The organism is Cutibacterium granulosum (assembly GCF_900186975.1).
GTDB classification, from domain to species: Bacteria; Actinomycetota; Actinomycetes; order Propionibacteriales; family Propionibacteriaceae; genus Cutibacterium; species Cutibacterium granulosum.
In genome coordinates this window covers 1,963,353-1,989,939 of the sequence record NZ_LT906441.1, presented here as the reverse complement: position 1 = coordinate 1,989,939, position 26,587 = coordinate 1,963,353, and the positions used below count along the sequence as shown (strand labels likewise).

Below are 26,587 nucleotides of genomic sequence, written 5' to 3'. Positions count from 1 at the left end.
CGTCAAATGCGGAACACCCAACAAGCCCGCACAGGCTTGGGGCCCCAAGGGCGAGGGGACTGCTTGGGACCCCGTCGTCGATGCCGTGCCTCAGGACTGCAGCCCCAGGGCTGCTGACATCTCGGCACGCAGGCGCACCATCTGCTCGTCCACCCTGGTCTTGGCGGCGGCGAGATCGTCGGTGTCGCTGCTGCGCACCTCCAGGTACACCTTGAGCTTCGGCTCGGTGCCCGAGGGGCGAGCCACGACGTGCACCCGCTCCCCGGAGAGCTCGATGGCGTTCTGCTCCGGCAGCCCGGAGTCGTTGTTCGGGTCGAGGAGGTCGCGCACGCTCACCGGCTCGTCGAGCAGGGTGTCCGGTGGGGTGGCGCGCAGCGTGTCCATCGCATCGGAGATGATCGACATGTCGGTGACGCGCACTGCGAGCTGGGAGGTGCGGAACAGTCCGATCCGACGCCAGATCTCGTCGAGTCGGTCGTTGATCGTCTGCCCGTTGGCCTTGAGCTCACCGACGAGTCGCAGAATCCTCGCCAAGGCAGTGATACCGTCCTTGTCGGGCACCCTGGCCGGATCACAGCAGTAGCCGATGGCCTCCTCGTAGCCGAAGGCGAGACCCGGCACCCGACCGATCCACTTGAAGCCGGTGAGCGTCGTGCGGTGCTGCTTGCCAGCGGCGGATGCCAGGGTGGCCAGGGCGGTGGAGGAGACGATGGAATTGGCGTAGACGCCGTCCACCCCGCGACGCAGGGCGTCGTCGCCCAGCAGGGTGCCCAGCTCGTCGCCGGTGAGCATGCGCCACTGCCCGTCGATGACGGCAGCCGCTGCGCAGCGGTCGGCGTCCGGGTCGGAGGCGATGACCACGTCGGCGTCCTGGCAGCGGGCACGGTCCAGGGCCAGGTCCAGGGCTTCGGGCTCCTCCGGGTTGGGGAAGGAGACGGTCGGGAAGTCCGGGTCGGGCTCCAGCTGCTCACTCACCCCGATGAACTCGGGAAGCTCAGCCTGCTCGACCAGACGACGCACCACGCGGGTACCCACCCCGTGCATGGCGGTGTAGACCCAGGTGACGTCGTCCGGCACGGTACTGGCCAGCTCGACGGCCCGTGAGACGTAGGCGCCGATGAGATCGTCGCCCACGAGCTCGATGTCGTCACCGCGGGCGATGTCGCCGACTGGACGGGTGGAGACCGCCTCGATCTGCTCGGCAATCCGGGAGTCGGTGGGTGGGACGATCTGTGAGCCGTCACCTAGGTACACCTTGTAGCCGTTGTCGGCAGGAGGATTGTGCGAGGCCGTCACCATGACCCCGGCAACCGCCCCGTAATGGCCGATGCCGAAAGCCGTCACCGGGGTGGGGATGGGCGAGTCGGCCAGCAGAACGTGGAACCCGGCACCAGCCATGATCTCGGCGGTGTCGCGGGCGAAGACGTCGGAGTTGTGCCGGGCGTCGAAGCCAACCACGACCGAACCGTTGGTGTGGCCGTTGGCGTGCAGCCAGGCGGCGAAACCGGCCGCGGTGCGCTGCACGACGACACGATTCATCCGGGCGGGCCCCGGCCCCAGGGCGGCACGCAGCCCAGCCGTGCCAAAGGTGAGTGGTCCAGAGAACTGCGCCTCGATTCGGCCTATGGCCTCCGGATCGCCATCCTTGGCGGCGCGGAGTTGGGTGGAGAGTTCAGCGCGGGTGGTCTCGTCGGGATCCTGGTCGATCCAGGCGGTGACCTCGTCGATGCGCTGCGGAGTCAGAGACGTCATGGCAGTACCTTTCGCGAAGTTCATGGGGTGGGTCACAGTTCGACCGCGATGCGCGACAGCAGCGTGGCCAGCCGTGGGGCAGCGGCTCGTCCGGCGGCGACGACCTCGGCGTGGTCCAGTGGCTCTGGGCTCACCCCGGCAGCCAGGTTCGTCACCAGGGACAACCCCAGCAGGTCCAGTCCGGCCTCACGGGCAGCAATGGCCTCCAGGGCCGTGGACATACCGACGAGATCGGCTCCGATGATTCCTGCCATCCGCACCTCGGCGGGAGTTTCGTAGCTGGGACCGTGGAACTGGGCGTAGACGCCGGTGGGGATCGACGTGTCGATCTGCTGCACCTTCTGCACGAGTTCGGGCGTCCACGTCGTCGTCATGTCGATGAAGGTGGCACCACGCAGAGGTGTGGCGCCGGTGAGGTTGATGTGGTCGCGGATGGCGACGACGGTTCCGGGCTCCCAACTCGGGTTGAGCCCACCACAGCCGTTGGTGAGCACCATGGTTCCCGCGCCCAGCGCAGCCACGGTACGCACCCCGTGCACGACCGGCTCCACCCCACGCCCCTCGTAGAGGTGGGTGCGGCCGGTGAGGACGACGGCGATCCTGCCGGTCGACACCCGGATGGCCAGCAGATCACCGCCATGACCGGTGACGACCGGGGCGCTGAACCCGGGAATCTCGGTCAGCGACAGCGAGCCGATGATCTCACCGAGGTGGTCGGCGCCGGCGGACCAGCCAGAACCCAGGACCAGACCGATGTCTGCTCTGTCGATACCGAGACGCTCCCGAATGGTCCGTGCGGCCAGCTCGGCCGTCGCCGTCGGGTCGGAGAAGTCATGATGCATGGGGATACTCCATTGGGTGCTGGTGGTCATGGGTGGGACGGTCATCTGTGGTCGAGGGGTGTCAGTCGTCGAAGGAGTTGAAGATCGCTCCCAGGATCCCCAGGCCCAGCGCTCCCATGGCGATGCCTCCGGCAGTGCTGTCGCGGAACTGGTGGAAATAGCCCTTGGCCCACATGCTGTAGTCCTCGTCCTGCCAGTAGGGCACCTGGTTGCCATTGAGCGCTACGGTGCGGATCCACGGTGCCTGCCCCTGTTCGATCCGGCTGGCATCGGCGGCGCAGGCTGGAACTGCCCGGGCTGCTCCGCCGTCCGGGGTCCACATGACGTCACGCACCGATGGGCCGTGGGAGGGATCGAAGAAGCACGGCGGTCGAAGTTGTGGCACCGGGTCGCCGGCAGCACGGGCACGTACACACATGACGGCGTGCCGGCCCTCCTGCAGGGCCTCGGTGACCAACGGAACGACTTGGGTGGAATGGTCCTGCGACAGGAGGTCCTTGGCCCGGTCGTAGCAGTCCAGGGCGTGTGACCAGTCCGATGTGGCCTCGGGGCTGAGGTCGTCAACCGGCAGATCGGCGTCCAGGCTGCGCAGCTCCTCCCCGAACTCGGTGACGTCGTCCTCGGTGGCGCGACGGATCCGACCGATCTGCAGCTCACGCTGCTCGACGTTCTGCCGTTCGATCTCGCGGGCCTGACGCTGGGAGCGTGCCAGAGCAGCGAAGGTCGTCACCATCCCGACCACGAAGAGGACGAGGAGCAACGCCGGACCGAGCGAGATGATCATGACGTCCAATATGCCTGTGAGCATCGCGGGTGACAAGATCAGTCGGCGTCGACGATTTCGCAGATGACCTCACCCGAGGCGACCGTGGCACCGGGCTCGGCAATGAGGTTGCGCACCACACCAGAGCGATGAGCCACCAGCGGCTGCTCCATCTTCATGGCCTCCAGCACGGCAACCTGGTCACCCTCGTTCACCTGCTCGCCCTCCACGACACCCACCTTGACGATGGTGCCCTGCATGGGGCTGGCCAGGGTGTTGCCCGAGGGAGGCGCCGGCCGGTGACCGCCACGCGAACGGCGGGTGGGGCGCTTGGAGCGACTTGTCGCCCCGGGGCGGGGGGCCTGCAGGGAGGCAGGTATCCGCACCTCGACGCGCTTGCCGTTGACCTCGACGACGACGTCGCGCGGCGGGTCGGTCTCCTCGGGATTGCCGAGCTCACCCACGTAGGGCTCGATCTCACCGGAGAACTCCGACTCGATCCAGTCGGTGAAGACGCCGAAATGACCGTCCTCGGCAGTGAAGGCGGGATCGCGCACGACCACGCGAGCGAATGGGATGACGCTGGGCATCCCCTCGATCTCCATCTCGTCCAGGGCACGCCGGGCCCGCTGCAGGGCCTGCTTGCGGGTGGCACCGGTGATGATGAGCTTGCCGATGAGCGAGTCGAAGGCCCCCGGAACCGTCATGCCGGAGTGGTACCCCTCGTCAACACGCACTCCGGGGCCGGTCGGTGGACGCCACACGGTGAGGGTGCCGGGGCCGGGCATGAAGCCGCGTCCGGGATCCTCGGCGTTGACGCGAAACTCGAAGGAGTGCCCACGAAGCGCTGGGTCGTGGTCTTTCAGGCGCTCGCCCTCGGCGACCCGGAACATCTCCTGGACGAGGTCCACCCCGGAGACCTCCTCGGAGACCGGGTGCTCCACCTGCAGACGGGTGTTGACCTCCAGAAAGCTGATGACGCCGTCCTGGCCGACGAGGAACTCGCAGGTGCCGGCCCCGACGTATCCGGCCTCCTTGAGGATGTCCTTGGAGGACTGGTAGAGACGTTCCTGCTGCTCCTGGCTGAGGAATGGCGCCGGTGCCTCCTCGACGAGTTTCTGGTGGCGACGCTGCAGGGAGCAGTCCCGGGTCGAGATGATCTGCACGGTGCCGTACTGGTCGGCGAGGCACTGGGTCTCCACGTGACGAGGACGATCCAGATAGCGCTCCACGAAGCATTCGCCGCGTCCGAACGCGGTCACGGCCTCGCGCACCGCCGACTCGTAGAGATCGGCCACCTCGTCCATCTCGCGGGCCACCTTGAGGCCACGTCCGCCGCCGCCGAAGGCTGCCTTGATGGCGATGGGCAGGCCGTGGGTGCGAGCGAACTCGACGACCTCGTCGGCGCTGTCCACCGGGTCGGCGGTGCCGGGGACCAGTGGTGCCCCGACCTTCTGGGCGATGTGTCGGGCTTGGACCTTGTCACCGAGCTTGCGGATCGCCTCGGGTGGCGGCCCGATCCAGATGAGACCCGCATCGATGACGGCCTGTGCGAAGTCGGCGTTCTCGGAGAGGAATCCGTAGCCGGGATGGATGGCGTCCACCTCGGCCTGCTTGGCCACGGTGAGGATCTTGTCGACGTCAAGATACGTCTGGGCCGGAGTGGTGCCGTTGAGGGCGTAGGCCTCGTCGGCCAGCTTCACGAAGAGATTGTCGGCATCGGAGTCGGCATAGACGGCGATGCTGGTCTTCCCGGCGTCACGTGCGGCGCGGATGATTCGCACGGCGATCTCGCCACGGTTCGCGATGAGGACGCGTCGAATGACTTTCGTCACCAGATCCTCCCATTCCTTGAGCAGTGAGGTTGTGCCCCCAGTGTATTGGCAATATCCAGGCGGGGGCGACGAGCTGTCCTAAAGTGAGACCGTGCCCACGCCGCAGTTCATCCTTGACCTTCGCCAGCAGATCGGACACGACCCGCTGTGGCTGATCGGTGCGACCGGAGTGATCTGGCGCGACGTGCAGGACGAGTCGTACGACATGGGGAGCTGCCCGGCCCACACCGGGGGAAACGTCCTAGGTCGTGTCGCATCAGATGACGGAGGCAGCAGTTCGGGGGTTTCGGGATGCGTCATGTCGGACGAGCCAGACCGCGAAGTGTTGAATGACTCGGATCGGGCCGCGCAGCCAGGAGTTGTGTGGGCAGAGCAGGAGGAGCGGGGGGAGTACGTCGCTGCAGATCCTGCTGGTACGGCGGGCCGATTCGGGAGCATGGACGCCGGTGTGCGGCATCGTCGAGCCGGGGGAGCGGCCGGATCACACCATCGTGCGGGAAGCCCTGGAGGAGGCCCAGGTGCACGTCGTCGTCGATCGGTACCTGGCCGTGGACGTTGACGATCCCCTCACCTATCCCAACGGGGACCAGTGTCAGTTCCTCAACCATGTGTTCTCCTGTCGTTGGGTCGACGGGCAGGCACGGGTGGGAGACGACGAGTCGAGCCAGGTGCGCTGGTTCGACATCGACGAGCTTCCAGCGCTCAGTGTGCGACATCGAGCGGCAGTCGAACTGGCGTTGGCCCCGCCCCGGGGCGCTGTCCTTGGGCTGTTGCACTGACCCGCTGGCATCCGTGCGAATTGGGACCCCAGACGAAATCCAGGACTTCGCCAAGCCGGAGGTTGCGCTGACCTGACTGACATTCGTGCGAATTGGGGCCACAATGGGTAGGTGACGAAAATTGCGCTTGCCATTGCAGGGTCGGAGGCCACCGGTGGCGCCGGTGCCCAGACCGACATCAAGACCTTCCACCAGCTGGGTGTCTACGGATGCACCGCGTTGACGTGCATCGTCTCGTTCGACCCGGCCAATGACTTCGGGCACCGTTTCGTGCAGATCGACCCGCAGGTGATTCACGACCAGATCGAGGCCTCGGTGGGGGTGCACTCCCAGATCGACGCCGTGAAGATCGGCATGCTGGGCACCCCGACCACCATTGGTGCCGTCGCCGATGCGCTCAAGACCTATCAATTCCCCCAGGTGGTCCTCGACCCGGTGCTCATCTGCAAGGGTCAGGAGCCCGGAGCGGCCCTCGATACCGACAACGCCCTGCGCGAGCAGGTGCTGCCACTAGCCGACCTCGTCACCCCCAACCTCTTCGAGACCCAGGTGCTCGCCGGGGTGGACGAGATCACCACGGTTGACCAGCTCAAGGACGCGGCTCGCCGTATCCATGACCACGGGGTTCCGGCGGTCCTGGCCAAGGCCGGTACGTTGCTGGGAACCGGTACTGCCCTGGACGTCTTCTACGACGGTCAGACGATGGAGGTGCTCGAGGTTCCTGCGGTCGGCAGTGAACGGGTTTCCGGGGCCGGTTGCACTCTGGCCGCCGCCATCACTGCAGAGCTGGCCAAGGGGGCCGAGCCACTGCAGGCATGTCGTACCGCAAAGCAGGTCGTCGTCTCGGCGATCGAGAACCGGATGCATGGCAAGGCTCCCTTCGACTACGCCTACCAGGGCTGCTACACCGGCTGAGCCGTCACGTGGCGTCAATTCCGCTGTTCAGTTGTGTCTGCGTTGCTGTGTCATGGGGCCACGATAGGTGACTCAGGTGGCTGGACCAGAGTTTTCCACAAGGCAACAGGATCAGGGAAAGCTTGTGGAAAACTGCCGGATGAGCTCGGAGCGCACCGAAAACCAATACAGTGACATCACATTCATCTCGGCAAGGATGGCGTCATGACAGACCACAGGCATGAGGTTCGCTCCGAAGTCGGCCGGCTGCGGACAGTACTACTGCACCGACCGGGTGACGAACTGCGCCGGCTCACCCCGCGCAATTCCGACAGCCTCCTCTTCGACGGATTGCCCTGGGTGGACCAGGCTCAACGGGACCATGACCTCTTCGCACAGATGCTGCGTGATCGTGGCGTCGAGGTGCTGCTACTCCACGAACTTCTCGAACAGACCCTGGAACTTCCCGAGGCTCGGACCAGGGCCGTCGACGACACCTTCGGAGATCTGCGCTACGGCGACACCCTGCGTCGCTACCTGCGGCAGCGAGCTGCGGAGCTGTCCAGCCATGATCTGGCCTCGGTGCTCATGTCGGGTGTGTCGGCACATGATTTCGCCAAGCTCGATCTCACCCTGCCGACGTGCTTGGTGACGTCATTGCTCAACGATGAGGACTTCGTCGTCGACCCACTGCCCAATCTGCTGTTCACCAGGGACTCCAGTGTCTGGATCGGTGAGTATCCAGCCGTCACCTCACTGACGATGCCGGCTCGCCGCCGCGAGACCCAACTCACCGAACTCATCTACACCTTCCATCCACGATTCGCTGGGACGCAGCATGCCCACGGCTGGCGTGACGAGAATCTCGAGGGTGGCGACGTCATGCATCTTGCACCGGGCGTCATGGCCGTGGGGGTGGGGGAGCGTACCTCCTCAGCAGGTGCCGAACGCATTGCGCGCACTGCCCTCAAGCTTGGTGCCGCTCACACCGTGCTCGCCGTACCGATACATCAACAACGAGCCACCATGCACCTTGACACCGTGTGCACCATGGTCGACACCGATGCCGTCGTCATGTATCCCCAGGTCGCCGATGAGTTGCAGGCCCTGCCCATGACGGCTGACGGGGACGAGATCGTGGTGGGATCGCCCCAACCATTCCTCGTCGCTGCTGCCGAGGCGATGGGGATCGATCGACTGCGGGTCATCGACACCGGCCTGGACCCGGTCACTGCCGAGCGTGAGCAGTGGGATGACGGGAACAACACGCTGGCGCTGGCCCCGCGAGTGGTCGTCGCCTACAACCGCAATGTCGAGACCAATCGTCGTCTGGAAGCTGCTGGCGTCGACGTGCTCACCATCCCCGGTTCGGAGTTGGGGTCGGGTCGTGGCGGCCCACGATGCATGAGCTGCCCGATACTGCGAGAGCCGTTGCCACAGAGTTGAGATGAGGCCCGTTTCGCAGGTTGGGGTGAGGGCATTGCCACCGGCTGCTCGGGTACCGTGGGCTCACCCGTGTCTCGCTCGGGCAATGGTGATCTCGTGCTCCACGCTGGCGGTGGGCTCGGAGCCGGTGGTGACTGGGGTGCGGCTGGCTCGACGGGCGAGGTGTTTTGCGTGGGGAGTCCAGCCTTGGCCCCCGGTGACTGGAGATGCGGCTGGCAGATGGACGAGGTGCTCTTTCGGAGGAGTCCAGCCACGGCCCCAAACAGTGGTTCCGGTTGGCGGAGGAAAAGACAGTCGTCGACAGGTGGCGGAGAGCAGGTTGCGGTGGGTCTTTTGCGATGACGCGGTTCGACACAACGGTCCCTACGGTCCCCGGTACAGTGGCCGGCGTGGTGAGAGCTGGTGGGGTGAGGATCGGCACGCTGGTACCAGTGGTGGTACTGGCGTGCGTCCTGCTTGCCGCATGCTCCGACACTGCGGTTACCGGCCCGACACCAGCGGTGCTGGGCCCCACTCCTGCGACACGACAGACCGAGGGTCTCCCTGCTTCAGCGGGCCATACCGTCCGGACCACGGAATCCCCCGAATCCGATACCTCCCGCGCCGTGCAGAGCGATGCGAGTCCCGCAAACCCGAATTCCGCGGAGGAACGGTCACCACGGCTAGCGTCACCCAGTGCTGCGGGAGTGCCCGGGAACACGCCTGCGACGCCGGCATTCTCGGTGCCGCCGGTGAGCGGTCTGGATGCTTTTGGCCTCACCCATGGCCCACGCGGTTTTCAATTGCCCATTCGGACGGTGGCGGTGCACGTCGTCGACAATCCCAACAACGTCACCCTTGTCATAGACCCGAGCCAGGGGAAGCAGACCTATCAGTTCCTCATCCACCGGCTGGCATCCATGGGGATGACAATCACCGCCAATGGCAACAACTCCTTGATCTTCCATGGGAGAGGCTGGACCGGGGCCTACACGGCCTCCGCAGATGCGGCCGCCCTCACCCTGCGCACCGGCCCGGTGGGCTGAAGGATGGGCAGCAACCTGATCTTGTACCATCCTGCCGGCCCGGTGGGCTGAACCTTTCTGCTCATTCTGGGTGGTGGTGAGGGGCTGTGTCGGCGGTTGCTCGGAAGGTGGGGGCGCTGCCTGTCCTGGATGGCGGTGGACCCGATCATGACCATCCACGTCCCAGGCCATCCTCTCTGCCCATTCTGGATGGCGGTGAGGGGCAATGCCAACGGTTGTCCGGAAGGTGGGGGCGCTGCCTGTCCTGGATGAGGCGAGCCGGACCATGGCTCTCTACCCCCGGACCATCCCTCTGTCCAGCCTGCATGGGGATGAGTGCTGTGGGGCGAGCTCAAGCCCACGGAGCGCTGTGCGGCAATTACATGCAGTTGCTCACTCGGTGAACAGCGTTGATGGGAAACGTCGACCTGCCACGATCTGGGAGTGGGGGCGCAGAGGATCCTCTGGGGAGCTCGTCCCGGAGCCTCCATCCAACCCCCAGTGCTCTCGCCCAGTCACTCAGTGTTCTCGCCCAGTTGTGGCTGCGTGATTCGGGCCTGTCACGCCTCGGAGCTCTGCCACAAGCTCTGCCAAGGCACGTCGAGGTCGAGGAGAATTTGACGCAGCAGCGGCAGCGAGATTCCGGTGACATTGTGCGGGTCACCGACGATCCGGGTGATGAACGGTGCCCCCAGCCCGTCCATCATGACTCCGCCCGCCACCTGGGTGGCTTGGCCGGTCTCGGCGTAGGCGTCGATCTCCTCGTCGGTGAGGTCGGCGAACGTCAGTGCGGTGGAAGCTGCCCGAGTGGCGCTGCGCTCACCGCGATCGTCCCGCACGATGACGTGGTGGCCAGTCACCAGCATCCCGCTTTGACGACGCATCTGGTGCCACCATCGCTTGACACGCTCGATGGATCCGGGCTTGCCGTGGATGCGCCCCTCCATCTGCAGCACCGAGTCACAGCCGATGATGATCATCGGACTGTCCATCTCCACGTGGTCAGCGACTGTTCGAGCCTTGAGCTGGGCCAACCGACAGGTCAACTCAAGCGCCGTCTCACCAGGTAGAGGGTTTTCCTCCACTCCGGAGACAATGGTCCGCGGGTCCAGTCCTGCCAGACGCAGCTGGGTGAGGCGGGCGCTGGAACCCGATGCCAGGATGAGCTGATGCATCAGTACCGCCGTAGGGATCCGCGCCATGCCGCCTGGCCGGGCAGGAACGGTTCGCGGATCGGTCGCCAGTACGATTTCCACCCGAATGCCATGACGCTCTGCTCGGGGGCGTGGGGGTTGCCGACAGGTTGGAGAACGGCTGCCAGTACCGCCACCAAGGCCCCCAGCTCCTCATCGGTGAGCTGTGCCTTGGAGACGCTGATCGTCGGTTTCGTCTCGTCGGCGGTCACAGTGGAATGTTCCCATGCTTCTTGGGAGGCAGGGCCTCACGCTTGGAGCGCAGCATGCGCACCGCTCGGATGACCGAGGCGCGGGTCTCGTGAGGATGGATGACGAGATCCACCCAGCCACGTTCAGCAGCCTGGTACGGATTCGACAAGGTCGTCTCGTACTCGTCAACCAGTTCCTGACGACGGGTTTCAGGATCCTTGGCGCGAGCCAACTCCTTGCGGTGCAGAATGTTGACCGCACCATCGGCGCCCATGACGGCGATCTGGGCGGTCGGCCAAGCGAGGTTGAAGTCGGAGCCCAGGTGCTTGGAGCCCATGACGATGTACGCACCGCCGTAGGCCTTGCGGGTGACAACCGTCACCAGTGGCACGGTGGCCTCGGCGTAGGCATAGATCAGCTTCGCCCCACGGCGAATGATTCCGGCGTGCTCCTGGCCCACTCCCGGCAGGAATCCCGGCGTGTCGACGAAGGTGAGGATCGGAATGTTGAACGAGTCGCAGGTGCGCAGGAATCGGGACGCCTTCTCCGAGGCATCGATGTCCAAGGTGCCGGCATTGACCAGCGGCTGGTTGGCGATGATGCCGATGGCCTGTCCCTCGATGCGGCCGAACCCACACAACACGTTGGGGGCGAACAGTTCGTGCACCTCCAGGAAGGTGTCCTCGTCAAGCACCGAGGTGATGACCTCGTGCATGTCGTAGGGACGGTTTGCCTCGTCCGGGATGAGGACGTCCAGCTCGCGATCGTGGTCGGTGATCGTGAGGTCGGACTCCTCATCGTCGTCGTAGACCGGCGGATCCTCGAGGTTGTTCTGTGGCAGGTAGGTGAGCAGATCGCGCACGTACTCCAACGCGTCGTCCTCGTTGGCGGCCAGATAGTGCGAGTTGCCCGAGACCTGGGAGTGGGTGCGGGCCCCGCCCAGTTCCTCCAGGGAGACGTCCTCGCCGGTGACGGCCTTGACGACGGCTGGGCCGGTGATGAACATCTGGGAGCTCTGGTCGACCATGACGATGAAGTCGGTGAGGGCGGGGGAGTACACCTGCCCGCCGGCCGCCGCTCCCATGATGATCGAGATCTGTGGGATGACGCCCGAGGCGCGGGTGTTGCGCTTGAAGATGTCACCGAATCTGGCCAGGGAGGCCACACCTTCCTGGATGCGCGCCCCGCCACCTTCGTTGATGCCGATGAGCGGGCAGCCGGTCTTCACGGCGAGGTCGATGATCTTGCAGATCTTCTCGCCATTCACCTCACCCAGTGATCCACCGAAAATCGTCACGTCTTGGCTGAACACACACACCGGACGACCATGGATGGTTCCCATTCCGGTGACGACGCCGTCGGTGTAGGGACGGTTCCGCTCCATTCCGAAATTGGTCGAACGGTGTCGGGCGAACTCGTCCACCTCGGTGAAGCTGCCCTCGTCGAGCAGGCGCAGGACGCGTTCCCGGGCGGTCATCTTGCCCTTGGCCCGCTGCTTGTCGATGGCTGCGGCCGGGGCGGCGTTGACGGCCTCATCGATCCGGCGTCCCAGATCGGCGATCTTGCCGGCAGTCGTGTGGATGTCGATCTCCATGACACAGAGCCTACCCAGATTGTCGAGTTCTGGGCGGATCAGTCGTCATCTGGGAAAGGTTGCGGTTCTCCGTCAGAAGGTGCGCGGGAGCCAGGTCACGGAATCGTGCCTGCGGATGGCCCCGAGCGCTGAGCCTGGACTGGCCCCAGATGTTGGGCCGGATGGGGCCCCAGATGTTGGGCCCGGGTGCGGCGAATGGCCTGAGCGCGGTGAGGTGAGCCTGGGGGCGACGAGATGCGATCATGTCGCATGAGTGAGCCCATCACCAGGTCCGTGGATTTCTGGTTCATGAGTGGGGGCGTTGCCATCGGGAGTGGCAGGTGGGGTGGTTTCGCGCAGGATTGCCACGGGGCGCAGGTTGCCGAGTACGGCTGCAGGAAGCGTAATGGGCATTACTCGTTGTACGAGTGTGGAGCGTTGCAATCGTGAAGGCCATCAATGACGCCTCGCTGGATTGCCGCGGTATGGGTGTGGAGCGTTGCCGCAGATGGCAACCGGGGGATCCAGTGCAGATGTGCCACGTGTCCTTGTCGGCGGGTGAAAGCAGTGGTCAGGTCTATGACGGCTGTGGAATGAGTGACTGACTCATCGCTCCCTCCTGCCCATCGCGGAAGTCAGGTCCGTGGAGGCTGCGGGACGATTTTCAGGATCGCTGGAAGGTTTTGGGTGTCAGCAGATCTCGGGTGTTGCGGGGCAGAAGGGAACATCCCTGGCGCGTGGCACATGTGTTGGTGAGTGGGGGTGATGCCGCCGTGCGTGGCAGATGGAGCGGTTCCGTGCAGGATTGCCACACCGGCTGCAGAAGTACAGGGCACTCCCGCGTGGTCCTGGCGGGGTTGCGTGACTGCGCGCCATCTGAGCGGCTGTGGTATTCGTGTTCCTGATGTCGGGCATAGCCTTGGTACGTGCCTGCAACTGCTTTTCCCGACGCCCGAGCCATCACGGCCCTCGCTCCCGACACCATGTTCACCCGCCCGGGATCAGGCGGGGTGACGTGCATCGACTCCACCGAGTCGACGAACACCGACATGGCCGAGTTCGTCAAGGTTGGCGGCACCCTGCCCCGGATGCTGGTGGCGAGCCACCAGGACTCTGGACGTGGCAGGTTCGACCGGCGTTGGCAGGATGTGCCGGGCACCGCAGTTGCAATGTCGGCTCTGGTACCGGCGGATCGACCCGCGGAGGACTGGGGCTGGCTCTCCCTGATCTGCGGGCTTGCGATGGTCGAGACCATCGAGGAGGTCACCGGAGCCACCCGCGACCGGGTCACCCTCAAATGGCCCAATGACGTACTCCTCGACCAGGGCAGCACGTGCATGTCTGCTCTGCCTGACAACCCTGCGCCGAGTGTGATCCAGCGGGATGGTTCTGCCCAGGAAATGGCTCAGCAGGGGGATCCTGTCCTGCAGGATGATCCCACTCTCAAAAGGAAAAGCTGTGGCGATGCTGGGCATGATGACGCAGACCGGTGTGCCAGCCTGAACCCGGGGGTGGGTGAGGACACGGAGCACCGCCGCGTTGACGCCGACGGTTCCAGACAAGACCTGCCTCGTACCCATCAATGTGGTGACTCGGTGGGCACGGCGTATGCCGGTGCTGCGAAGCACACTGCTGGTTCCGGTGACGTGGGGACCACGTCTACCAGGAACGGCGACACGGGGCACGGTGGCAAGGTGTGTGGCATCCTCTGTGAACGCGTCGAAGGCCCAGCGGGCACCCACGCGATCCTGGGAATCGGGCTCAACGTCTCCATGGACTCCTCGGAACTTCCGGTGCCGACGGCCACGTCGTTACGACTGTGCGGGTTGTGTGAGGACAAGAACCTCCTCATCGCCACTCTGTTGCGTCGGTTGGACGACCACGTCACCGACTGGCTGCGTACCGGGAACGTCCGTCAGGCCTACCGAGACCGTTGCGACACCGTGGGCCAGCAGGTGCGTCTCACCTTCGACACCGAACTCATTGGTGGCGGGGACACGGTTCTGGACGGGATCGGCGTGGACGTGGACGACACCGGTGCGATCATCGTGGCGACCCCCGAGGGCAGGAAGGCGTTCGCTGCCGGCGACGTCACCCACCTGCGTCCACGCTGATCTTCCCCCCAGACCTGGTTGCCCACATCAGGTTGTCGGTTCAGTCGGTTTGGGGCTGGTGAGATCTGGATGGCCTGTTACGGGACCACGGTGATGAGTCAGGTCTCGTGTCTGCGGTGCCCGCCTGCCTGCCCGACACGGTCTCTGCTCGTCAATCCTTATCCTTGTGCGTCAGATCGAGGAGTTCATCGCATCGTTGCCGGGCCGACGGATCGTGGGTGGCGATGACGACGGTGGCGCCTCTGCTGGCCATCGACTCGAGGTGGTCCAGAACGATTCGGGCGTTGTCGGAGTCCAGTGCTCCGGTGGGTTCGTCAGCCAGAACAAGCCGAGGTGAGTAGACCAGCAGCCGAGCGACGGCTACGCGCTGTTGTTCACCGCCGGACAACGTGGAGATTGCGGTACGTTGCTGTCCTTCCAACCCCACGGCTTCCAATGCCGAGGAGATCAACTTCTTGTCTTCGCGTCCGTGTCCATGGTGGGGTGCCGCAATGGCGAGATTCGCTTCGACGGTGGCTTCTTCAACGAGGGCATAGTTCTGAAAGACATATCCCAGTGTCTCTCGACGTAGGGCCCTACGTTGTCGGACCGATGCCGCTGTGAGGCACACGTCTCCGAATCTGATTGAACCTGAGGTCGGCTTCTCGAGCAGTCCCATGCAGTTGAGCAGAGTTGATTTCCCCGCCCCGGAGGGTCCGACGAGTCCGATGACTGCCCCATTCGGGAATGAGGCGGTGATGCCTGACCACAGGATTCGTTCTCCAAATGCCTTGGTGAGATTGTTGATGGCGAGCATGATCACAGTCCTCGGTGTGCGTTGCGAATCACGGTGCGGTGAGCGATGGTGAGGGTCACGATGAAGCCTCCTGTCGTCACAAGGGCAAGAATGAGGACAGGTGCGAAATCGAGTGCAGCGAGGTGCGGGGCAGGCATGTCCGCTGTTGCCATGCCAGCCATGGCGAACTCCTGGGCCTGTTGCCGGGCATGGATGAGTGCAGAGGCAGGCAGCCAACACATGATGGCAACCAGCAGTGCTGCTTCGATGATGATCAGGTCGCGATGGGTCGTCGTGGCCCGCCAACCATTCATGGTGCGGATAAAGGTGCGCATACGATGGCGCGTCACGTGGGTCGTGGTGGCGGCGATGCCGGCCATAATGACCACTGCCCAGATGATGATGTTTGCCATGGCGAGGGTGGCCAGTTCAGTGTTTTTCGCATTGAGTTCACCGCGAGCATGGGTGAGTACTGGCACAATGCTCTGGACATGTTTGGCGACCTGCGGGTTTTCGGTGAGATCTCGCTGAGCTGTATCGGGGTCTGTGACGAGTGCCTCCTCCTTCTCCAGACTGGAGTAGCTGGCCAGTGAACCGTTGGGGACAACGACGACGATGGCATCGTGCACGAAGGCCGAGGTGACGTCGGTGGATGACTCGCTGTCGGCATCGTGTTGCGCAGGCATGAAGGTGAAGACGTCGTGATCGACGGGAATCCTCGTCACTCGCGTCTTGGATCTGGTGGCCAGCAGCCCGCCACCCTCAGCGTCCAGGAGATTGCTGGTGATCATGTGGGAAACTTCACTTCGTTCGTCCCAGTTGTCGGCAGGTATGGCGACGGTGACGTCATGGTTCGTAGTGACGTTCCCTGGCAGTGGGTAGTGCCTCAGGTATGTCGAATTGACGATGACGACCGGGTGTGTGGGGAGGATTTGGTCATCTCGGTGTGCGATCATGAGCTGGCCGCGTTGGTCCAGCCGTTTCATCCACTGACCATCCACCCGCATGGCAGCTTCCATGTCGGGCTGGTCGAAGGTGTTTCCGAAGGTTATGACGGAAGCATTGCCCAAGGACTCAAGTGGTTCTTGGGTTTCTCTGAGGTGTCGGGTCTCCATTCCGAGCAGGACGAGCTGTGAGCCCAAGGAAAGTGCCGTGACCACGGCAAGGACACGCACGAGGTACGAAGCTCCTACGATCCATCCGGCGGGCAGTTCCCCCTTGAGGGCACCGAGGATCTCAGTTCTCGAAATGAGTGCAAGCGTCACAAGGTGGATGACGATTCCTGTTGCGAAGAATATGGCGCAGAAGACGAGTGACTGAAGCGCGAACTGTGTGATTCCTCCGGACCCCGCTGCTGCAAGGCTGATGCATGTTGCTGCCAGCACGACAACGCCACTCAGTGCCCACGTCACCAGGGCTGGCTGCAGCTGTGACCATGCAGTTGAGATGTTGGACCACCCATGCAGCCGCTGGATTGCGTATTGCCGCGAGTGCAGCACGGTCACTGCGATGGATGCAGCCACGACGACGAGCAGGGCGGCATCCTGCACGGCTGTACCACCGGACGTGATCGGTCGTAGGAGAGGCGAGTCGTCAAGAGGCGTGACCTGGGTCTGCACACCGTGATCACCAAAGAACTGGACAGCAGCGGAGGGGTCGTCCGACCCGAAGAGCACCCATACGCCGTTGATTCCGCGTATACCGGCTTCCTGCAATGGCTTCACCTGAGTCGGGAGGCTGCGAGCGAACCCATACCGAGAGGCTTCGAGAGTCGGTGCAGCAGGGTCATGAGCGCTGATGAAGATGTCCCTGCCTCCGCGCAGGCCGCGTGAGGAGTCCTCGGCAACTCTCGCAATGGTCATGTGATGTGCCTGTGCGAAGTCGTCGAGCTCGGCATACAGCTGCGTCGGGTTCGTATCTTGCCATTTTCCGACATTCACATGGACCGTGGCGGTGAGTGGATCTGATTGAGTTGTTGCTGCCATGACCTGCCATGCCAACAGGGCACTCACGACCCACATGAGCACCAGCATGGCAGCTGTGAGTTTGCGGGTCATGGGTGCCTCCAAGGTTGGGAAACGGGATGGGAGTGGATTCCTACATCAGGCAAGCGGTGATGAGATGGCCAGTTGAAACTTGCCTGCGAAACTCATCGTGATGATCGGGAGATCATGATCCGCAGTGTCCAAGTCCCCAGTAGGCATAGTCACGGTGTCCTTTCTTCGGGTCGGCGCGTTCCGAGGTACGTGCCCACTTGGTGCGAGCTGCTTCGTGACACGAGTACTCACTCCAGTAATTGATGGTGCTGGAGTGGTGGTATCTCGTCGGGTGAAGATAATTGGAGTAGACCTGCGTTCCCTTGCCATCGAAGCCATAGCTCCAGATACCACCGCCAGCACTGGTGGTGGTGGCGAATGCCGGTGCAGCTGTACAGATGAGCAACGCGGCACCGGCGCATGCGGTGGTTGCCATTTTCCTGATGTTCATTCCTGGTCACTTCTCTTTGCTCGTGAAAACAAATCCCAAAGATACGGCCGCACAACCCATGCTGATATGGGGTTAGGTGCTCGTCAAGCATCGTGGAGAGATGTTCAGGGTAGGTTCATCCAAGTAGCCCCTACCATTCACCGAGCTGGCTCAGATCTGATCTGGCGGGGACCTTGCCGTACCGTCGACAATCACTGGACTCAGAGCGCGACGCTGAGCCCTTTCGGCGCAGCCCTGCGGAATCATTGCCTAAGCTATGGGCCATGACGACCCACATCCTTGCCATGGGTGGTGGCGGTTTCTCGATGTCTCGGCACGGAGAGCCCACCGCCATCGACCGCCACCTGCTCGACCTGTCGGGAAAGTCCTCCCCATTGGTGTGTTTCGCACCGACGGCTTCGGCCGACGACCCGGTCTACGTCAACCGGTTCCTCGCCGCTTATTCCGAGCTGGGGGCACGCACCATGGTGCTCACCTTGTGGCAGGGGGCCAATGAGTCGGTGGAGCGGTTGGCCGAGGCCGACGTCGTGGTCGTGGGAGCCGGGTCGGTCGCCAACCTCGTCGCCCTGTGGCACACCCACGGGGTGGACGTCGCCCTGCGTCACAAGATCGGCAAGGGTGAGGATCTCGTCCTGGGCGGGGTGTCGGCTGGCGCATCGTGCTGGTTCCAGGGGTGCGTCACCGACGCCTTCGGGCCGATTCGGGCCTGGCGTGGCGGGCTGGGACTGCTCGACGGGTCGTTCTGTCCGCACTTCGACCGCAAGGAGAATCGTGCGGAGGTCTATGCCCAGGCAGTGGCCTCGGGCGTACTGCCTGCCGGGTACGCCGTCGACGACGGCGCTGCCGTGCGGTTCATCGACGGCGAGTTCGCCGAGGTGGTCGCCGAACGTGAGGAGGCCACGGTGGGGCGCATCGCCACCACCCAGGAGCCTGCCTCCTCGGGCATCTACCGGGAGGAGCTCGCACCCCGTCTGCTGTGACCCCAGTTGCTGTGTTTCTTGTCTGATGCGAACCATTTCGCTCCCGGAACCGGGCCGTGGGTGGCAGATTTTGCAGCGGTTTCCAGCCCCGGTGAGACACCCCTTGAACCCATGGGCACTACGGCGTGGTGCCGCCGAAAATCCCGGCCGGCACCGGTCGCCTCCTTGAGCGTGTGGACATTGCCCACGCCTCGCCTGGGGGTGAGGTCTGGCCACCGGGCACCTCCTGAGCTCACGGGGCATTACCGAGCCGCCAGTGCGGCCAGCGAGGTGGTGTTGGTCATCTCGTGAGCTCACGGGCATCAGTCAGTGCTCTTGGGCCCATGAAGCAGTGTTGGGCGTCCCCCGAGCCCATGGGCACTACGATGGCATGTGTGACGTACACCATAGGGATTGTCGGGGGCGGGCAGCTGGCCCGCATGATGCATCAGGCGTCCATCGGGCTGGGCATTCGCACGAGACTGCTGGCGACCTCGCCGCAGGAGTCCGCGGCCCAGGTGATGAACGACGTCGTCGTCGGATCACACCTGGACGAGGAGGCGGTGCTGGCCTTCGCCAAGGACTGCGACGCCGTGACGTTCGACCACGAGCACGTGCCCACCGAACTGGTGCGCCGCATGGAGGAGACCGGGGTGGCAGTACGCCCTGGTGCCGATGCCCAGGTGCACGCCCAGGACAAGGCGGTCATGCGCCAGTTCATGGAACGTGCCGGGTTCCCCAACCCGCGCTGGCAGGTTTGTGACTCCCACGAGGCCTTCGTCGACTTCGCCGGGAAGATCGGGTGGCCGGTCATCGCCAAGACCTCTCGCGGCGGCTACGACGGCAAGGGAGTCTGGAAGGTCGACGGGCCGGACGGCGTGGCCACCCCGTTCCAGGCGATGGGTGGCCTGGCCGACGGCCACCAACCCATCCGCATCATCGCCGAGGAGCTCGTCGACTTCACCCGGGAGCTCTCGGCCATCGTCGTACGCTCCCCATCGGGGCAGGGAGTGGCCTACCCGATCAGCGAGACGATCCAGCGCGACGGCATCTGCGTGGAGACGATCACCCCGGCCCCGCGCATGTCGGAGACCCGACAGGCCGAGATCCAGGCCATGGCCCTCGACATCGCCGGTCGACTCGGTGTGGTCGGTGTGCTGGCCGTCGAACTCATGGAGCGCGCCGACGGATCGGTCGTCGTCAACGAGCTGGCCATGCGACCCCACAACACCGGGCACTGGACGATCGACGGAGCCGCGACGAGCCAGTTCGAGAATCATCTGCGCGCCGTGCTCGACCTGCCGCTGGGCGATCCCTCGCTCACCGCCCCTGCCGTCGTCATGGCCAATGTGCTCGGCGGCTCGGAGGACGACCTCACCGGCGCCCTGCAGCACTGCTTCGCCCGCGATCCCGGCCTGCGGGTGGAGCTCTACGGCAAGGACGTGCGTCCGGGGCGCAAGGTGGGCCACGTCACCTGTGTGGGGGACGGCGTGGACGAGGTCGCGCGCCGTGCGCGGCATGCCGCTGGATATCTGATGGGAGACCACAATGCCTGACAACACCGTTCCACCCGACACCGCGCCACTGACCTCTGAGGGCTCTGGTGCTCCCGAGAAGTCCGGTGCACGAGTGTCCATCATCATGGGGTCGGACTCCGACTGGCCGACGATGCAGCCCGCCGCCGAGGTGCTCGACGAGTTCGGCGTGCCCTACGAGGCCGACGTCGTCTCGGCCCATCGCATGCCCGAGGAGATGGTGAGGTTCGGGCGTGCCGCCCACACTCGTGGCATCGAGGTCATCATCGCTGGTGCCGGTGGCGCTGCCCATCTGCCCGGCATGGTGGCTGCCCTCACCCCGCTGCCGGTGATCGGGGTGCCGGTGCCGCTGGCCCACCTGGACGGTATGGACTCGCTGCTGTCCATCGTCCAGATGCCCGGTGGGGTGCCGGTGGCCACGGTCGGCGTCGGCAATGCGAAGAACGCCGGTCTGCTCGCGGTGCGCATGCTTGCCGCCGGGGACGACGAGCTCATCGGCAGGATGCTCGACTACCAGCAGGCCCTGCGTGATCGCGCCACCGCCAAGGGCGAGATCGTCCGGACGCACTCCACGGTCTGATTCGGCAAGGTCTGAAGGGGCCGGTTCTGGTCTGGCGATCCGGAGCTCCACGGCCCGGGGCAGGGCCCACGACGGGGTTCCACCCGGATCCGCTCGTCGGTGTGGTCCTGCAGGTCACCTGGTCCAGTCGTCACGTCTCCTCGGCCAGCCACGCCCCCGGTCACTTGGTCCAGTCGTCACGTGTCCCTGTCCTCGCATGGCCCCGTCTCCGTCACGTGTCTCGGCGTGCCTCGCCACGCCGAGGCTTTTTCAGGAGAGGGGCTGGTTTGTGGTGGGACCGCTCCGCAGCCAGCCTCAGCAGGGGGTTTCCAAAGGGCGTGGACGCAGTATGGCAAGGAGAAGCCGCAACCACGTCCCAGCAGGGGTGTCCACTGAAATGGCCTCGTCCGGGGCCAGCTCTGCAGGCACCTCAGCGGAACTGGTAGACACCTCAGCGGAAGGAGTCCGCATTCGAGGTGTCGCCAGTCTTCATCATCTCGAAGAGCCGCAGGGCGCGTTCCCGGTCCCACAGCACCGATGACCCTGCTGCGGTCTGGGCGTCGGGATTGGCTACCGGGACGGTGAGCTTCATCCCGTCGGAGCCGGACAGACGCATGAGGGAGCGAGCCGTGACGACGGATGTCTTGAGTGAGGTGTCCTCCCCACGGCGCACGGTGGAGGCGCCGGCGTTGACAACCTTCCAGTAACGCACCGGATTGATGAAGGTCCACGGTGACATGGCCTTGTGAGCCACCTGCGAGGCCACCTCCTGCTGACGTTTGACTCGCCCGAGGTCACCCAACGGGTCAGCCTTGCGCATACGTACGTATCCCAGCGCCGAGATGCCGTCCAGGTTCTGGCACCCGGCTGGCAGATCGGTGTGGGAGTCGCGGTCCTTCATGGGCTTGTCGAGGCAGACGTCCGCTCCGCCCACGGCGTCCACCATGTTGACGAAACCACCGAAGCCGATCTCCATGTAGCCGTCCAGACGTACCCCGGTGACCTGTTCCACGGTCTCGGTGAGCAGCGGTGCCCCGCCGATGGCGTAGGCGGCGTTGAGCTTGTTGCGGCCGTGTCCTGGAATGGGGACGTAGGAGTCACGAGGTAGGGAGACGAGGATCGTCCTGCCCTTCGGGGGCCGGTACAGCAGCAGCATCGTGTCGGTGCGGGTTCCCTCGGCAGTGCCGGTGCCCAGCTGTTTCTGCTGCTTCTCGGTGAGGTTGTCGCGCTGATCGGTGCCCACCAGGAGCACGGCTGTGCCCGGTTGGGGGGCGGGGCGTTCCCCACTGGGGGTGGCGTCGACCTTCTGGCCCTCCAGGAGGGCGTATGCCGGTACACCGACCAGCCAGATGATCCACAGGACGAGCAGGGTCGTGATCTTCTTGGCGAAGGAGTGTTTGTGTCGCGTTGGTGTGGCCTTCCTGCGGTGAGACGAAGGTGAGTGGGCAGACTGGGCTGATCGGGCAGACTGGGCTGATCGGGCAGACTGGGCTGATCGGGCAGACTGGGCTGATCGGGCAGACTGGGCTGAGCGTGACGCGACGGTTGCCGTCCCACTGCGGGACCGGGATCTCGCCGGTCGGGTGCCACCAGAACGCGTGCCGGCGTCACGACGTCGCCGACGTTGATCGGTACGGAAGGTGTCATGGCTGTCGGTGTCGCCACGGCGAACCGGATCATCGGTGTGGGGTCGGGAATCGGTCGCGTACCGGCCGCCACGGGTTTCACCGCCCCGGGGACGCCTCGTGCTGCGGTGTCGTCCCGCACTGTTCTCGTCGCCAGCACGGCGCGACCCCGTGGTACGGGAGTTCTCCGAACTGCCGTACAACCAGTTCATGTCATCCTGGTGGGAGTGGTTGTCGCGCGGTGTTGGCATGCAGACAACCGTATCCATCACTGTGCGCGAAAAGAATCGTGACCGGCCGTGTGAGGCGCACAAAACCGACAGGAAAGCTCATCACAGCGACGGAGTTCTGCGCTGCTGCCTCAGTGTCAGGACGGTGGCTCCCGTGCCAGGACCATGGCTCCGCAGCGCCAGGACAGTGAGTGTTGATGCCGGTGTCGGGCATGATGATCCCTGAGTGCCTGGCTGTACCGGATCGTCGTCACGGACTTTCATGGCGGAGCTGGCACAATGAACCACATGGCCTCCAATTTCGCACCGCCTGTGTCCATCGTCGTGCCCGTGCGCAACGAGCAGAGATTTCTGGCGTCCTCCGTCGCCGGAATCGTCGGTCAGGGCTATCCCGGTCCGATGGAGATCATTCTCGTCGTCGCGCCCAGCGAGGACGACACCGAACGGATCGCTGAGCGGCTTGCCGACGGCGACGAGCGGATTCGGGTCATCGCGAACCCGCAGGGCACGACACCCAGGGCCATGAACCTGGGAGTGGCGGCCAGCAGGTACGACATCATCGTGCGGGTCGACGCTCACGGTGAGCTCGGTCCGGAGTACATCGCCACCGCTGTGGAGTTGCTGGAGCGTACCGGTGCCGCCAATGTCGGGGGGATCATGGACGCCCAGGGGACGACTGACTTCGAGAAGGCGGTGGCTGCGGCCTACACGTCCCGACTTGGGTTGGGGGGCGGCTCCTTCCATCTCAAGAACTCACCGGAAGGTCCTGCCGACACTGTTTTTCTGGGGGTGTATCGCAAGACCGACCTGCTGGCGGTCGGCGGCTTCGACCCCAGCTTCGACCGGGCACAGGACTGGGAACTCAACTATCGGCTGCGTCACAGCGGACGCGAGGTGTGGTTCAGCCCTCGTCTGAAGGTGACCTATCGGCCTCGCTCGGATGTGAAATCCCTTGCCACCCAGTTCTTTCACACCGGGCAGTGGCGTCGTCAGGTCATACGGACCCATCGGGACTCGGCGAGCCTGCGATACCTGGCTGCTCCCGTGACGGTCGTGGCGTGCGCGGTCGGGGCCATCGGGGGAGTGGCTGGGATCGTGCGTTCGGCCCTGAAGGGGCGGCCCAGTCCTCTGGTGGCGGGTTTTGCCGTGCCAGCCGGATACCTCGGTGCCATGACGGCCGGCAGCCTGCTGCTCAAGCAGCCCCTCACCTCTGCGGTACGAGCACGATTGCCGCTCGTGCTCACCGTCATGCACATGAGCTGGGGGGCCGGTTTCATCGTGGGGCTACCCGCACCTCGAACGCAATGAAGTGACCCCGCACCTCGGGTGCAGCGAGTCGTAGCGGGGAGGCTGCGTCACCGGGCGATGACTCGAGCGTGTTCCCGTACTGCTGTGTCGTGACAGGTGGGGTCGGTCGATGCCGTGTCGTCCTCGACGGAGTCGATGAGCACCAGGGAGCCCCCACCCACCAGACACCGCGCGGTGACCCATGCCACCTGTGTGTCAGTGGGGTGGGCCAGCAGGACACGATCACCGATCGGGGCGGTGTCATGCGTGCTCGGCTCGTCCGCCCCTGGCGGCTGCGTCGCAGCGCCCAGGACAAGGTGTGGATCTGCATCTGCTGGTGGCAGGGCATCCGGCATGGCCATGCAGTCGGCGTGGTCAATGGCTGCAGGTGCGAGGTCGTCACACGGACCGCCCCACGGTTTGAGCGAGCACTGGACGAGCGTCGACGCAGGCACCTGCGCTGCCGACGTCCGGTGACACTGTGCCAAGTCTTGCCTCGGACCAGTGACAAGGGCATCAACCGGGTCATCGTCTGGTTCGGCACCCAGCAGGACGTGCCATCCGGCCCACCAGCTGGACATGAACCAGATCGGTGCGATCCAGTGCCCGGGATGCTGAGTCACGGCGTCAAGTGCCACACGGTCCCCGCGACCGATGCCCTCGTCGGTCATGAGGGTCACGGTCTTGGCCACCCAGGTGCACAGCGTCTTCCCCGACAGGTCAAGACGTGAATCGCCGTTGACCCAGGTGACGAACGGGTCGGGATTGTGGACCTGGCGTGCAATGGCTGCAGCCAGCTTCGTGCCGGTGAACCCGCAGCCATCCTCGGCGCCGGACTGCTCGATGCTGGTGTTCATGGCAGCCATCATGCCGTGCTCGGCCCGGCGTTGCGAGAATCGACGCAATTCGTCGCTAGCCTTGAGGCATGCGCTACGTCCTCATCATCGCTGGTGGATCCGGTACCCGACTGTGGCCGTTGTCACGTCAGGGTGAACCCAAGCAGTTGCTCGACCTCATCGACGGGATGAGTCTGTTGCGAATGGCCTTCGAACGGGTGCGCGGTGTCGTCCCGGACGAGAACGTCTTCGTGTGCACCGGGCAGGCCTATGCCGACGTCGTCTCCGACATCCTTCCCGAGGTGCCGGGCAGCAACATCCTCGGGGAACCCGTGGGGCGGGATTCCCTCAACGCCGTGACGTGGCCGGCTGCCGTCATCGCCGACTCCGACCCGGACGCCGTCATTGCCACCGTCACCGCCGATCACATCATCCGCCCGGTGAGTGGATTTCGCGCCGCCCTGAACCACGGCTTCGAGATCGCCGAGACCGATTCCTCGGCCCTGGTGACCTTCGGTGTCATTCCCACCGAGCCGAACACCGGTTTCGGATATCTGCACCGGGGCAACCCCATTGACGAGGATCGCCGCGCCTTCGAGGTGCGTGAATTCGTCGAGAAACCCAATGCGGAGCTGGCGCGCAGCTACTTCGACTCCGGGGAGTTCTGGTGGAACTCCGGGATGTTCGTCTGGCGAGCCACAACTCTGCTCGACGTCGTCTCCCAGCTCAAACCGGCCACTGCCCGTCAGGCTGGTCAGCTCGTGCGCGAGCCAGAGTCCCTGCAGGAGGTCTACCCTCAGATGGAGAAGATCTCGGTGGACTTCGCCGTCATGGAGCCGGTCTCAGCGGGTCGAGCCGGATGCCATGTCGTTGCCGTGCCGCTGGCCATCCAGTGGTATGACGTCGGCTCCTTCGAGACCCTTGCCCCGCACCTTCCCGACGACGGCAGGGGAAACCATGCCACCGGGGCCACGGTTTCCATCGATTCCGAGGCGAATCTGCTCATCAACACCCGATCCGACGCGGTACTCGCCGTGGCTGGGCTGCATGCCATGGCCGTGGTGACCACCGATCGGGCCACACTCGTCGTTCCGCTGGCCGACAGCCAGCGGGTCAAGGAGCTCGTCGCCGTGGTGGCCGAGGAGTGTGGACGGGACTACGCATGAACCCACTTGTCGAGAAGTTGTTGCGGGTACGTGAACCGCTGGCCTGGGTGCTCACCGCCCTTGGCACGGGGTTCACGATCATCTTCCTGGTGGATTTCTGCGGAGCGCTGATCCAGGGCGAGGACACCGTCTTCGAAGTCGCTCGTCGCTCCTCCGGTGGCTCACTGGGGTTGACCATCATGTTGGCCATGGTGGCTGCCGTGTGGTGGTGCCGCCTGCAGGCTCCGGTGGTGACCAGGTCAACGGTCATCGCCAAGGTCGCCGCCATCGTCGTCGCCGTGGGTGCGGGCTGCGACCTCATCCTGGCGATTCTGGCATGTGTGCATGCTCCCGGTCGAACCCTTGGCGTGGCCCTGGGGTTCATCGGGTCCCTCATGGTGGTGACGGTCAAGGTGCTGGCGATCATTGCCCTCATCGTGGCGGCATCACCACTCAGCCACGGTGAGCAAAGCGGTGAGACCACACGACCTCGCCCGGTGCCTGCTGGATCGGAACAGGACGATCCTGCTGGCTCCAGTGGGGAGGATGAGCGCAACACACCGGTGTGGACGACCGATGAGGCCGCTGGAGCCTCGTGGGCAAAGGCATCCGACGCTGCGCAGGGGGCCCAAGCCTCCACCTGGGGGACGTCCGGGCAGGCACTGGACTGGTCCCAGCATCGGAACCAGGATTCGCAGGGCCAGCACGATGACTCCCGCCAGCCCTGACATCAGCGACCGGGGTGCTCTTATCAGAAATTGG

The 26,587-nt window shown here is 64.7% G+C and carries 21 protein-coding genes and 4 pseudogenes; 13 read left to right on the top strand and 12 right to left on the bottom strand.

Features of this window, described 5'->3' with window-relative positions:
* Positions 1 to 90: 90 nt before the first annotated feature.
* The 4 genes from CKV91_RS08580 to CKV91_RS08565 form a co-directional block, all read right to left on the bottom strand.
* Positions 91 to 1,752, bottom strand: a complete 1,662-nt coding sequence (locus tag CKV91_RS08580; RefSeq protein ID WP_065860482.1) for a phospho-sugar mutase — start codon at positions 1,750 to 1,752, stop codon at positions 91 to 93.
* 32 nt (positions 1,753 to 1,784) lie between these two features.
* Positions 1,785 to 2,594, bottom strand: a complete 810-nt coding sequence (locus tag CKV91_RS08575) for a purine-nucleoside phosphorylase (protein ID WP_021105689.1) — start codon at positions 2,592 to 2,594, stop codon at positions 1,785 to 1,787.
* Positions 2,595 to 2,655: 61 nt separating this feature from the next.
* Positions 2,656 to 3,378 (bottom strand): hypothetical protein, encoded by a 723-nt coding sequence (locus tag CKV91_RS08570; protein ID WP_021105688.1) that lies wholly within the window; start codon positions 3,376 to 3,378, stop codon positions 2,656 to 2,658.
* Positions 3,379 to 3,416: 38 nt separating this feature from the next.
* The gene (locus tag CKV91_RS08565) at positions 3,417 to 5,192 is read right to left on the bottom strand and encodes an ATP-binding protein (RefSeq protein ID WP_021104376.1); all 1,776 of its coding nucleotides are present in this window, start codon (positions 5,190 to 5,192) and stop codon (positions 3,417 to 3,419) included.
* A gap of 91 nt (positions 5,193 to 5,283) precedes the next feature.
* Between CKV91_RS08565 and CKV91_RS09885 the strand changes: the two are divergent.
* From CKV91_RS09885 to CKV91_RS08540, 5 genes and pseudogenes are all read left to right on the top strand, one after another.
* A pseudogene (locus tag CKV91_RS09885) lies at positions 5,284 to 5,373 on the top strand (NUDIX hydrolase); the annotation flags it as partial.
* A 117-nt stretch (positions 5,374 to 5,490) separates the two neighbouring features.
* Positions 5,491 to 5,971, top strand: a pseudogene (locus tag CKV91_RS08555) (NUDIX domain-containing protein).
* 111 nt (positions 5,972 to 6,082) lie between these two features.
* Positions 6,083 to 6,886 (top strand): hydroxymethylpyrimidine/phosphomethylpyrimidine kinase, encoded by an 804-nt coding sequence (locus CKV91_RS08550; RefSeq protein ID WP_021104379.1) that lies wholly within the window; start codon positions 6,083 to 6,085, stop codon positions 6,884 to 6,886.
* Positions 6,887 to 7,090: 204 nt separating this feature from the next.
* Positions 7,091 to 8,311 carry an arginine deiminase gene (locus CKV91_RS08545; RefSeq protein WP_021105687.1) on the top strand — a complete coding sequence of 407 codons (1,221 nt, stop codon included), beginning with the start codon at positions 7,091 to 7,093 and terminating at the stop codon, positions 8,309 to 8,311.
* 782 nt (positions 8,312 to 9,093) lie between these two features.
* Positions 9,094 to 9,336: a hypothetical protein gene (locus tag CKV91_RS08540; RefSeq protein ID WP_157738774.1), complete on the top strand. Its 243-nt coding sequence runs from the start codon at positions 9,094 to 9,096 to the stop codon at positions 9,334 to 9,336.
* A gap of 539 nt (positions 9,337 to 9,875) precedes the next feature.
* Here CKV91_RS08540 and CKV91_RS08535 read toward each other — a convergent pair.
* The 3 genes from CKV91_RS08535 to CKV91_RS08525 are packed head-to-tail and all read right to left on the bottom strand — an operon-like array spanning position 9,876 to position 12,294.
* Positions 9,876 to 10,490 carry a Maf family protein gene (locus CKV91_RS08535; protein WP_021104382.1) on the bottom strand — a complete coding sequence of 205 codons (615 nt, stop codon included), beginning with the start codon at positions 10,488 to 10,490 and terminating at the stop codon, positions 9,876 to 9,878.
* Positions 10,490 to 10,720: an acyl-CoA carboxylase epsilon subunit gene (locus tag CKV91_RS08530; protein ID WP_021105685.1), complete on the bottom strand. Its 231-nt coding sequence runs from the start codon at positions 10,718 to 10,720 to the stop codon at positions 10,490 to 10,492. The genes CKV91_RS08535 and CKV91_RS08530 overlap by 1 nt, the downstream gene beginning before the upstream one ends.
* Entirely contained in the window at positions 10,717 to 12,294 is a 1,578-nt protein-coding gene (locus CKV91_RS08525) for an acyl-CoA carboxylase subunit beta (protein WP_021105684.1), read from the bottom strand. The genes CKV91_RS08530 and CKV91_RS08525 overlap by 4 nt, the downstream gene beginning before the upstream one ends.
* Positions 12,295 to 13,322: 1,028 nt before the next feature.
* On the opposite strand from CKV91_RS08525, the pseudogene CKV91_RS09880 reads away from it, so the two are divergent.
* Positions 13,323 to 13,598: pseudogene (locus CKV91_RS09880) on the top strand (biotin--[acetyl-CoA-carboxylase] ligase); the annotation flags it as partial.
* Between the two features lie 348 nt (positions 13,599 to 13,946).
* Positions 13,947 to 14,387: pseudogene (locus CKV91_RS09875) on the top strand (biotin--[acetyl-CoA-carboxylase] ligase); the annotation flags it as partial.
* A 151-nt stretch (positions 14,388 to 14,538) separates the two neighbouring features.
* Here the strand turns inward: CKV91_RS09875 and CKV91_RS08510 are convergent.
* The 3 genes from CKV91_RS08510 to CKV91_RS08500 all read right to left on the bottom strand — a co-directional run bounded on the left by CKV91_RS08510 (position 14,539) and on the right by CKV91_RS08500 (position 17,634).
* The gene (locus CKV91_RS08510) at positions 14,539 to 15,183 is read right to left on the bottom strand and encodes an ABC transporter ATP-binding protein (protein WP_036957467.1); all 645 of its coding nucleotides are present in this window, start codon (positions 15,181 to 15,183) and stop codon (positions 14,539 to 14,541) included.
* A 2-nt stretch (positions 15,184 to 15,185) separates the two neighbouring features.
* Positions 15,186 to 17,219, bottom strand: coding sequence for a hypothetical protein (locus CKV91_RS08505; protein ID WP_021105682.1), 2,034 nt, complete (start codon positions 17,217 to 17,219; stop codon positions 15,186 to 15,188).
* A gap of 112 nt (positions 17,220 to 17,331) precedes the next feature.
* On the bottom strand, positions 17,332 to 17,634 hold the full coding sequence (locus CKV91_RS08500) for a lactococcin 972 family bacteriocin (protein ID WP_021104389.1): 303 nt from the start codon (positions 17,632 to 17,634) through the stop codon (positions 17,332 to 17,334).
* A gap of 278 nt (positions 17,635 to 17,912) precedes the next feature.
* Between CKV91_RS08500 and CKV91_RS08495 the strand changes: the two genes are divergently transcribed.
* From CKV91_RS08495 to purE, 3 genes are all read left to right on the top strand, one after another.
* The gene (locus CKV91_RS08495; protein WP_021105681.1) at positions 17,913 to 18,629 is read left to right on the top strand and encodes a Type 1 glutamine amidotransferase-like domain-containing protein; all 717 of its coding nucleotides are present in this window, start codon (positions 17,913 to 17,915) and stop codon (positions 18,627 to 18,629) included.
* Positions 18,630 to 18,952: 323 nt separating this feature from the next.
* Positions 18,953 to 20,164: a 5-(carboxyamino)imidazole ribonucleotide synthase gene (locus tag CKV91_RS08490; RefSeq protein WP_411430990.1), complete on the top strand. Its 1,212-nt coding sequence runs from the start codon at positions 18,953 to 18,955 to the stop codon at positions 20,162 to 20,164.
* A gap of 85 nt (positions 20,165 to 20,249) precedes the next feature.
* Positions 20,250 to 20,723, top strand: a complete 474-nt coding sequence (gene purE, locus CKV91_RS08485; RefSeq protein ID WP_036957465.1) for a 5-(carboxyamino)imidazole ribonucleotide mutase — start codon at positions 20,250 to 20,252, stop codon at positions 20,721 to 20,723.
* 430 nt (positions 20,724 to 21,153) lie between these two features.
* Here the strand turns inward: purE and CKV91_RS10150 are convergent, their stop codons facing one another.
* Positions 21,154 to 22,578, bottom strand: coding sequence for an LCP family glycopolymer transferase (locus CKV91_RS10150; RefSeq protein WP_459208475.1), 1,425 nt, complete (start codon positions 22,576 to 22,578; stop codon positions 21,154 to 21,156).
* A gap of 267 nt (positions 22,579 to 22,845) precedes the next feature.
* Between CKV91_RS10150 and CKV91_RS08475 the strand changes: the two genes are divergently transcribed.
* Entirely contained in the window at positions 22,846 to 23,865 is a 1,020-nt protein-coding gene (locus tag CKV91_RS08475) for a glycosyltransferase family 2 protein (RefSeq protein ID WP_036957447.1), read from the top strand.
* A 47-nt stretch (positions 23,866 to 23,912) separates the two neighbouring features.
* Here CKV91_RS08475 and CKV91_RS08470 read toward each other — a convergent pair whose 3' ends face one another.
* Complete coding sequence (locus CKV91_RS08470) at positions 23,913 to 24,701, bottom strand: TIGR03089 family protein (RefSeq protein WP_155944889.1); 789 nt, start codon at positions 24,699 to 24,701, stop codon at positions 23,913 to 23,915.
* Between the two features lie 68 nt (positions 24,702 to 24,769).
* Here CKV91_RS08470 and CKV91_RS08465 point away from each other — a divergent pair, with 68 nt between their 5' ends.
* Positions 24,770 to 25,846: a mannose-1-phosphate guanylyltransferase gene (locus CKV91_RS08465; protein ID WP_021104396.1), complete on the top strand. Its 1,077-nt coding sequence runs from the start codon at positions 24,770 to 24,772 to the stop codon at positions 25,844 to 25,846.
* On the top strand, positions 25,843 to 26,553 hold the full coding sequence (locus CKV91_RS08460; RefSeq protein WP_021104397.1) for a hypothetical protein: 711 nt from the start codon (positions 25,843 to 25,845) through the stop codon (positions 26,551 to 26,553). The genes CKV91_RS08465 and CKV91_RS08460 overlap by 4 nt, the downstream gene beginning before the upstream one ends.
* The last annotated feature ends 34 nt before the right edge of the window (positions 26,554 to 26,587 follow it).

What these genes read in the sequence shown, in the direction of transcription:
- CKV91_RS08580 (WP_065860482.1), bottom strand. Translation starts at nt 1,752, where the DNA reads ATGACGTCTCTGACTCCGCAGCGCATCGACGAGGTCACCGCCTGGATC.
- CKV91_RS08575 (WP_021105689.1), bottom strand. Translation starts at nt 2,594, where the DNA reads ATGCATCATGACTTCTCCGACCCGACGGCGACGGCCGAGCTGGCCGCA.
- CKV91_RS08570 (WP_021105688.1), bottom strand. Translation starts at nt 3,378, where the DNA reads ATGATCATCTCGCTCGGTCCGGCGTTGCTCCTCGTCCTCTTCGTGGTC.
- CKV91_RS08545 (WP_021105687.1), top strand. Translation starts at nt 7,091, where the DNA reads ATGACAGACCACAGGCATGAGGTTCGCTCCGAAGTCGGCCGGCTGCGG.
- CKV91_RS08535 (WP_021104382.1), bottom strand. Translation starts at nt 10,490, where the DNA reads ATGCATCAGCTCATCCTGGCATCGGGTTCCAGCGCCCGCCTCACCCAG.
- CKV91_RS08525 (WP_021105684.1), bottom strand. Translation starts at nt 12,294, where the DNA reads ATGGAGATCGACATCCACACGACTGCCGGCAAGATCGCCGATCTGGGA.
- CKV91_RS08510 (WP_036957467.1), bottom strand. Translation starts at nt 15,183, where the DNA reads ATGCTCGCCATCAACAATCTCACCAAGGCATTTGGAGAACGAATCCTG.
- CKV91_RS08505 (WP_021105682.1), bottom strand. Translation starts at nt 17,219, where the DNA reads ATGACCCGCAAACTCACAGCTGCCATGCTGGTGCTCATGTGGGTCGTG.
- CKV91_RS08500 (WP_021104389.1), bottom strand. Translation starts at nt 17,634, where the DNA reads ATGGCAACCACCGCATGCGCCGGTGCCGCGTTGCTCATCTGTACAGCT.
- CKV91_RS08495 (WP_021105681.1), top strand. Translation starts at nt 17,913, where the DNA reads ATGACGACCCACATCCTTGCCATGGGTGGTGGCGGTTTCTCGATGTCT.
- CKV91_RS08490 (WP_411430990.1), top strand. Translation starts at nt 18,953, where the DNA reads ATGAAGCAGTGTTGGGCGTCCCCCGAGCCCATGGGCACTACGATGGCA.
- purE (WP_036957465.1), top strand. Translation starts at nt 20,250, where the DNA reads ATGGGGTCGGACTCCGACTGGCCGACGATGCAGCCCGCCGCCGAGGTG.
- CKV91_RS10150 (WP_459208475.1), bottom strand. Translation starts at nt 22,578, where the DNA reads ATGCCAACACCGCGCGACAACCACTCCCACCAGGATGACATGAACTGG.
- CKV91_RS08475 (WP_036957447.1), top strand. Translation starts at nt 22,846, where the DNA reads ATGGCCTCCAATTTCGCACCGCCTGTGTCCATCGTCGTGCCCGTGCGC.
- CKV91_RS08470 (WP_155944889.1), bottom strand. Translation starts at nt 24,701, where the DNA reads ATGAACACCAGCATCGAGCAGTCCGGCGCCGAGGATGGCTGCGGGTTC.
- CKV91_RS08465 (WP_021104396.1), top strand. Translation starts at nt 24,770, where the DNA reads ATGCGCTACGTCCTCATCATCGCTGGTGGATCCGGTACCCGACTGTGG.
- CKV91_RS08460 (WP_021104397.1), top strand. Translation starts at nt 25,843, where the DNA reads ATGAACCCACTTGTCGAGAAGTTGTTGCGGGTACGTGAACCGCTGGCC.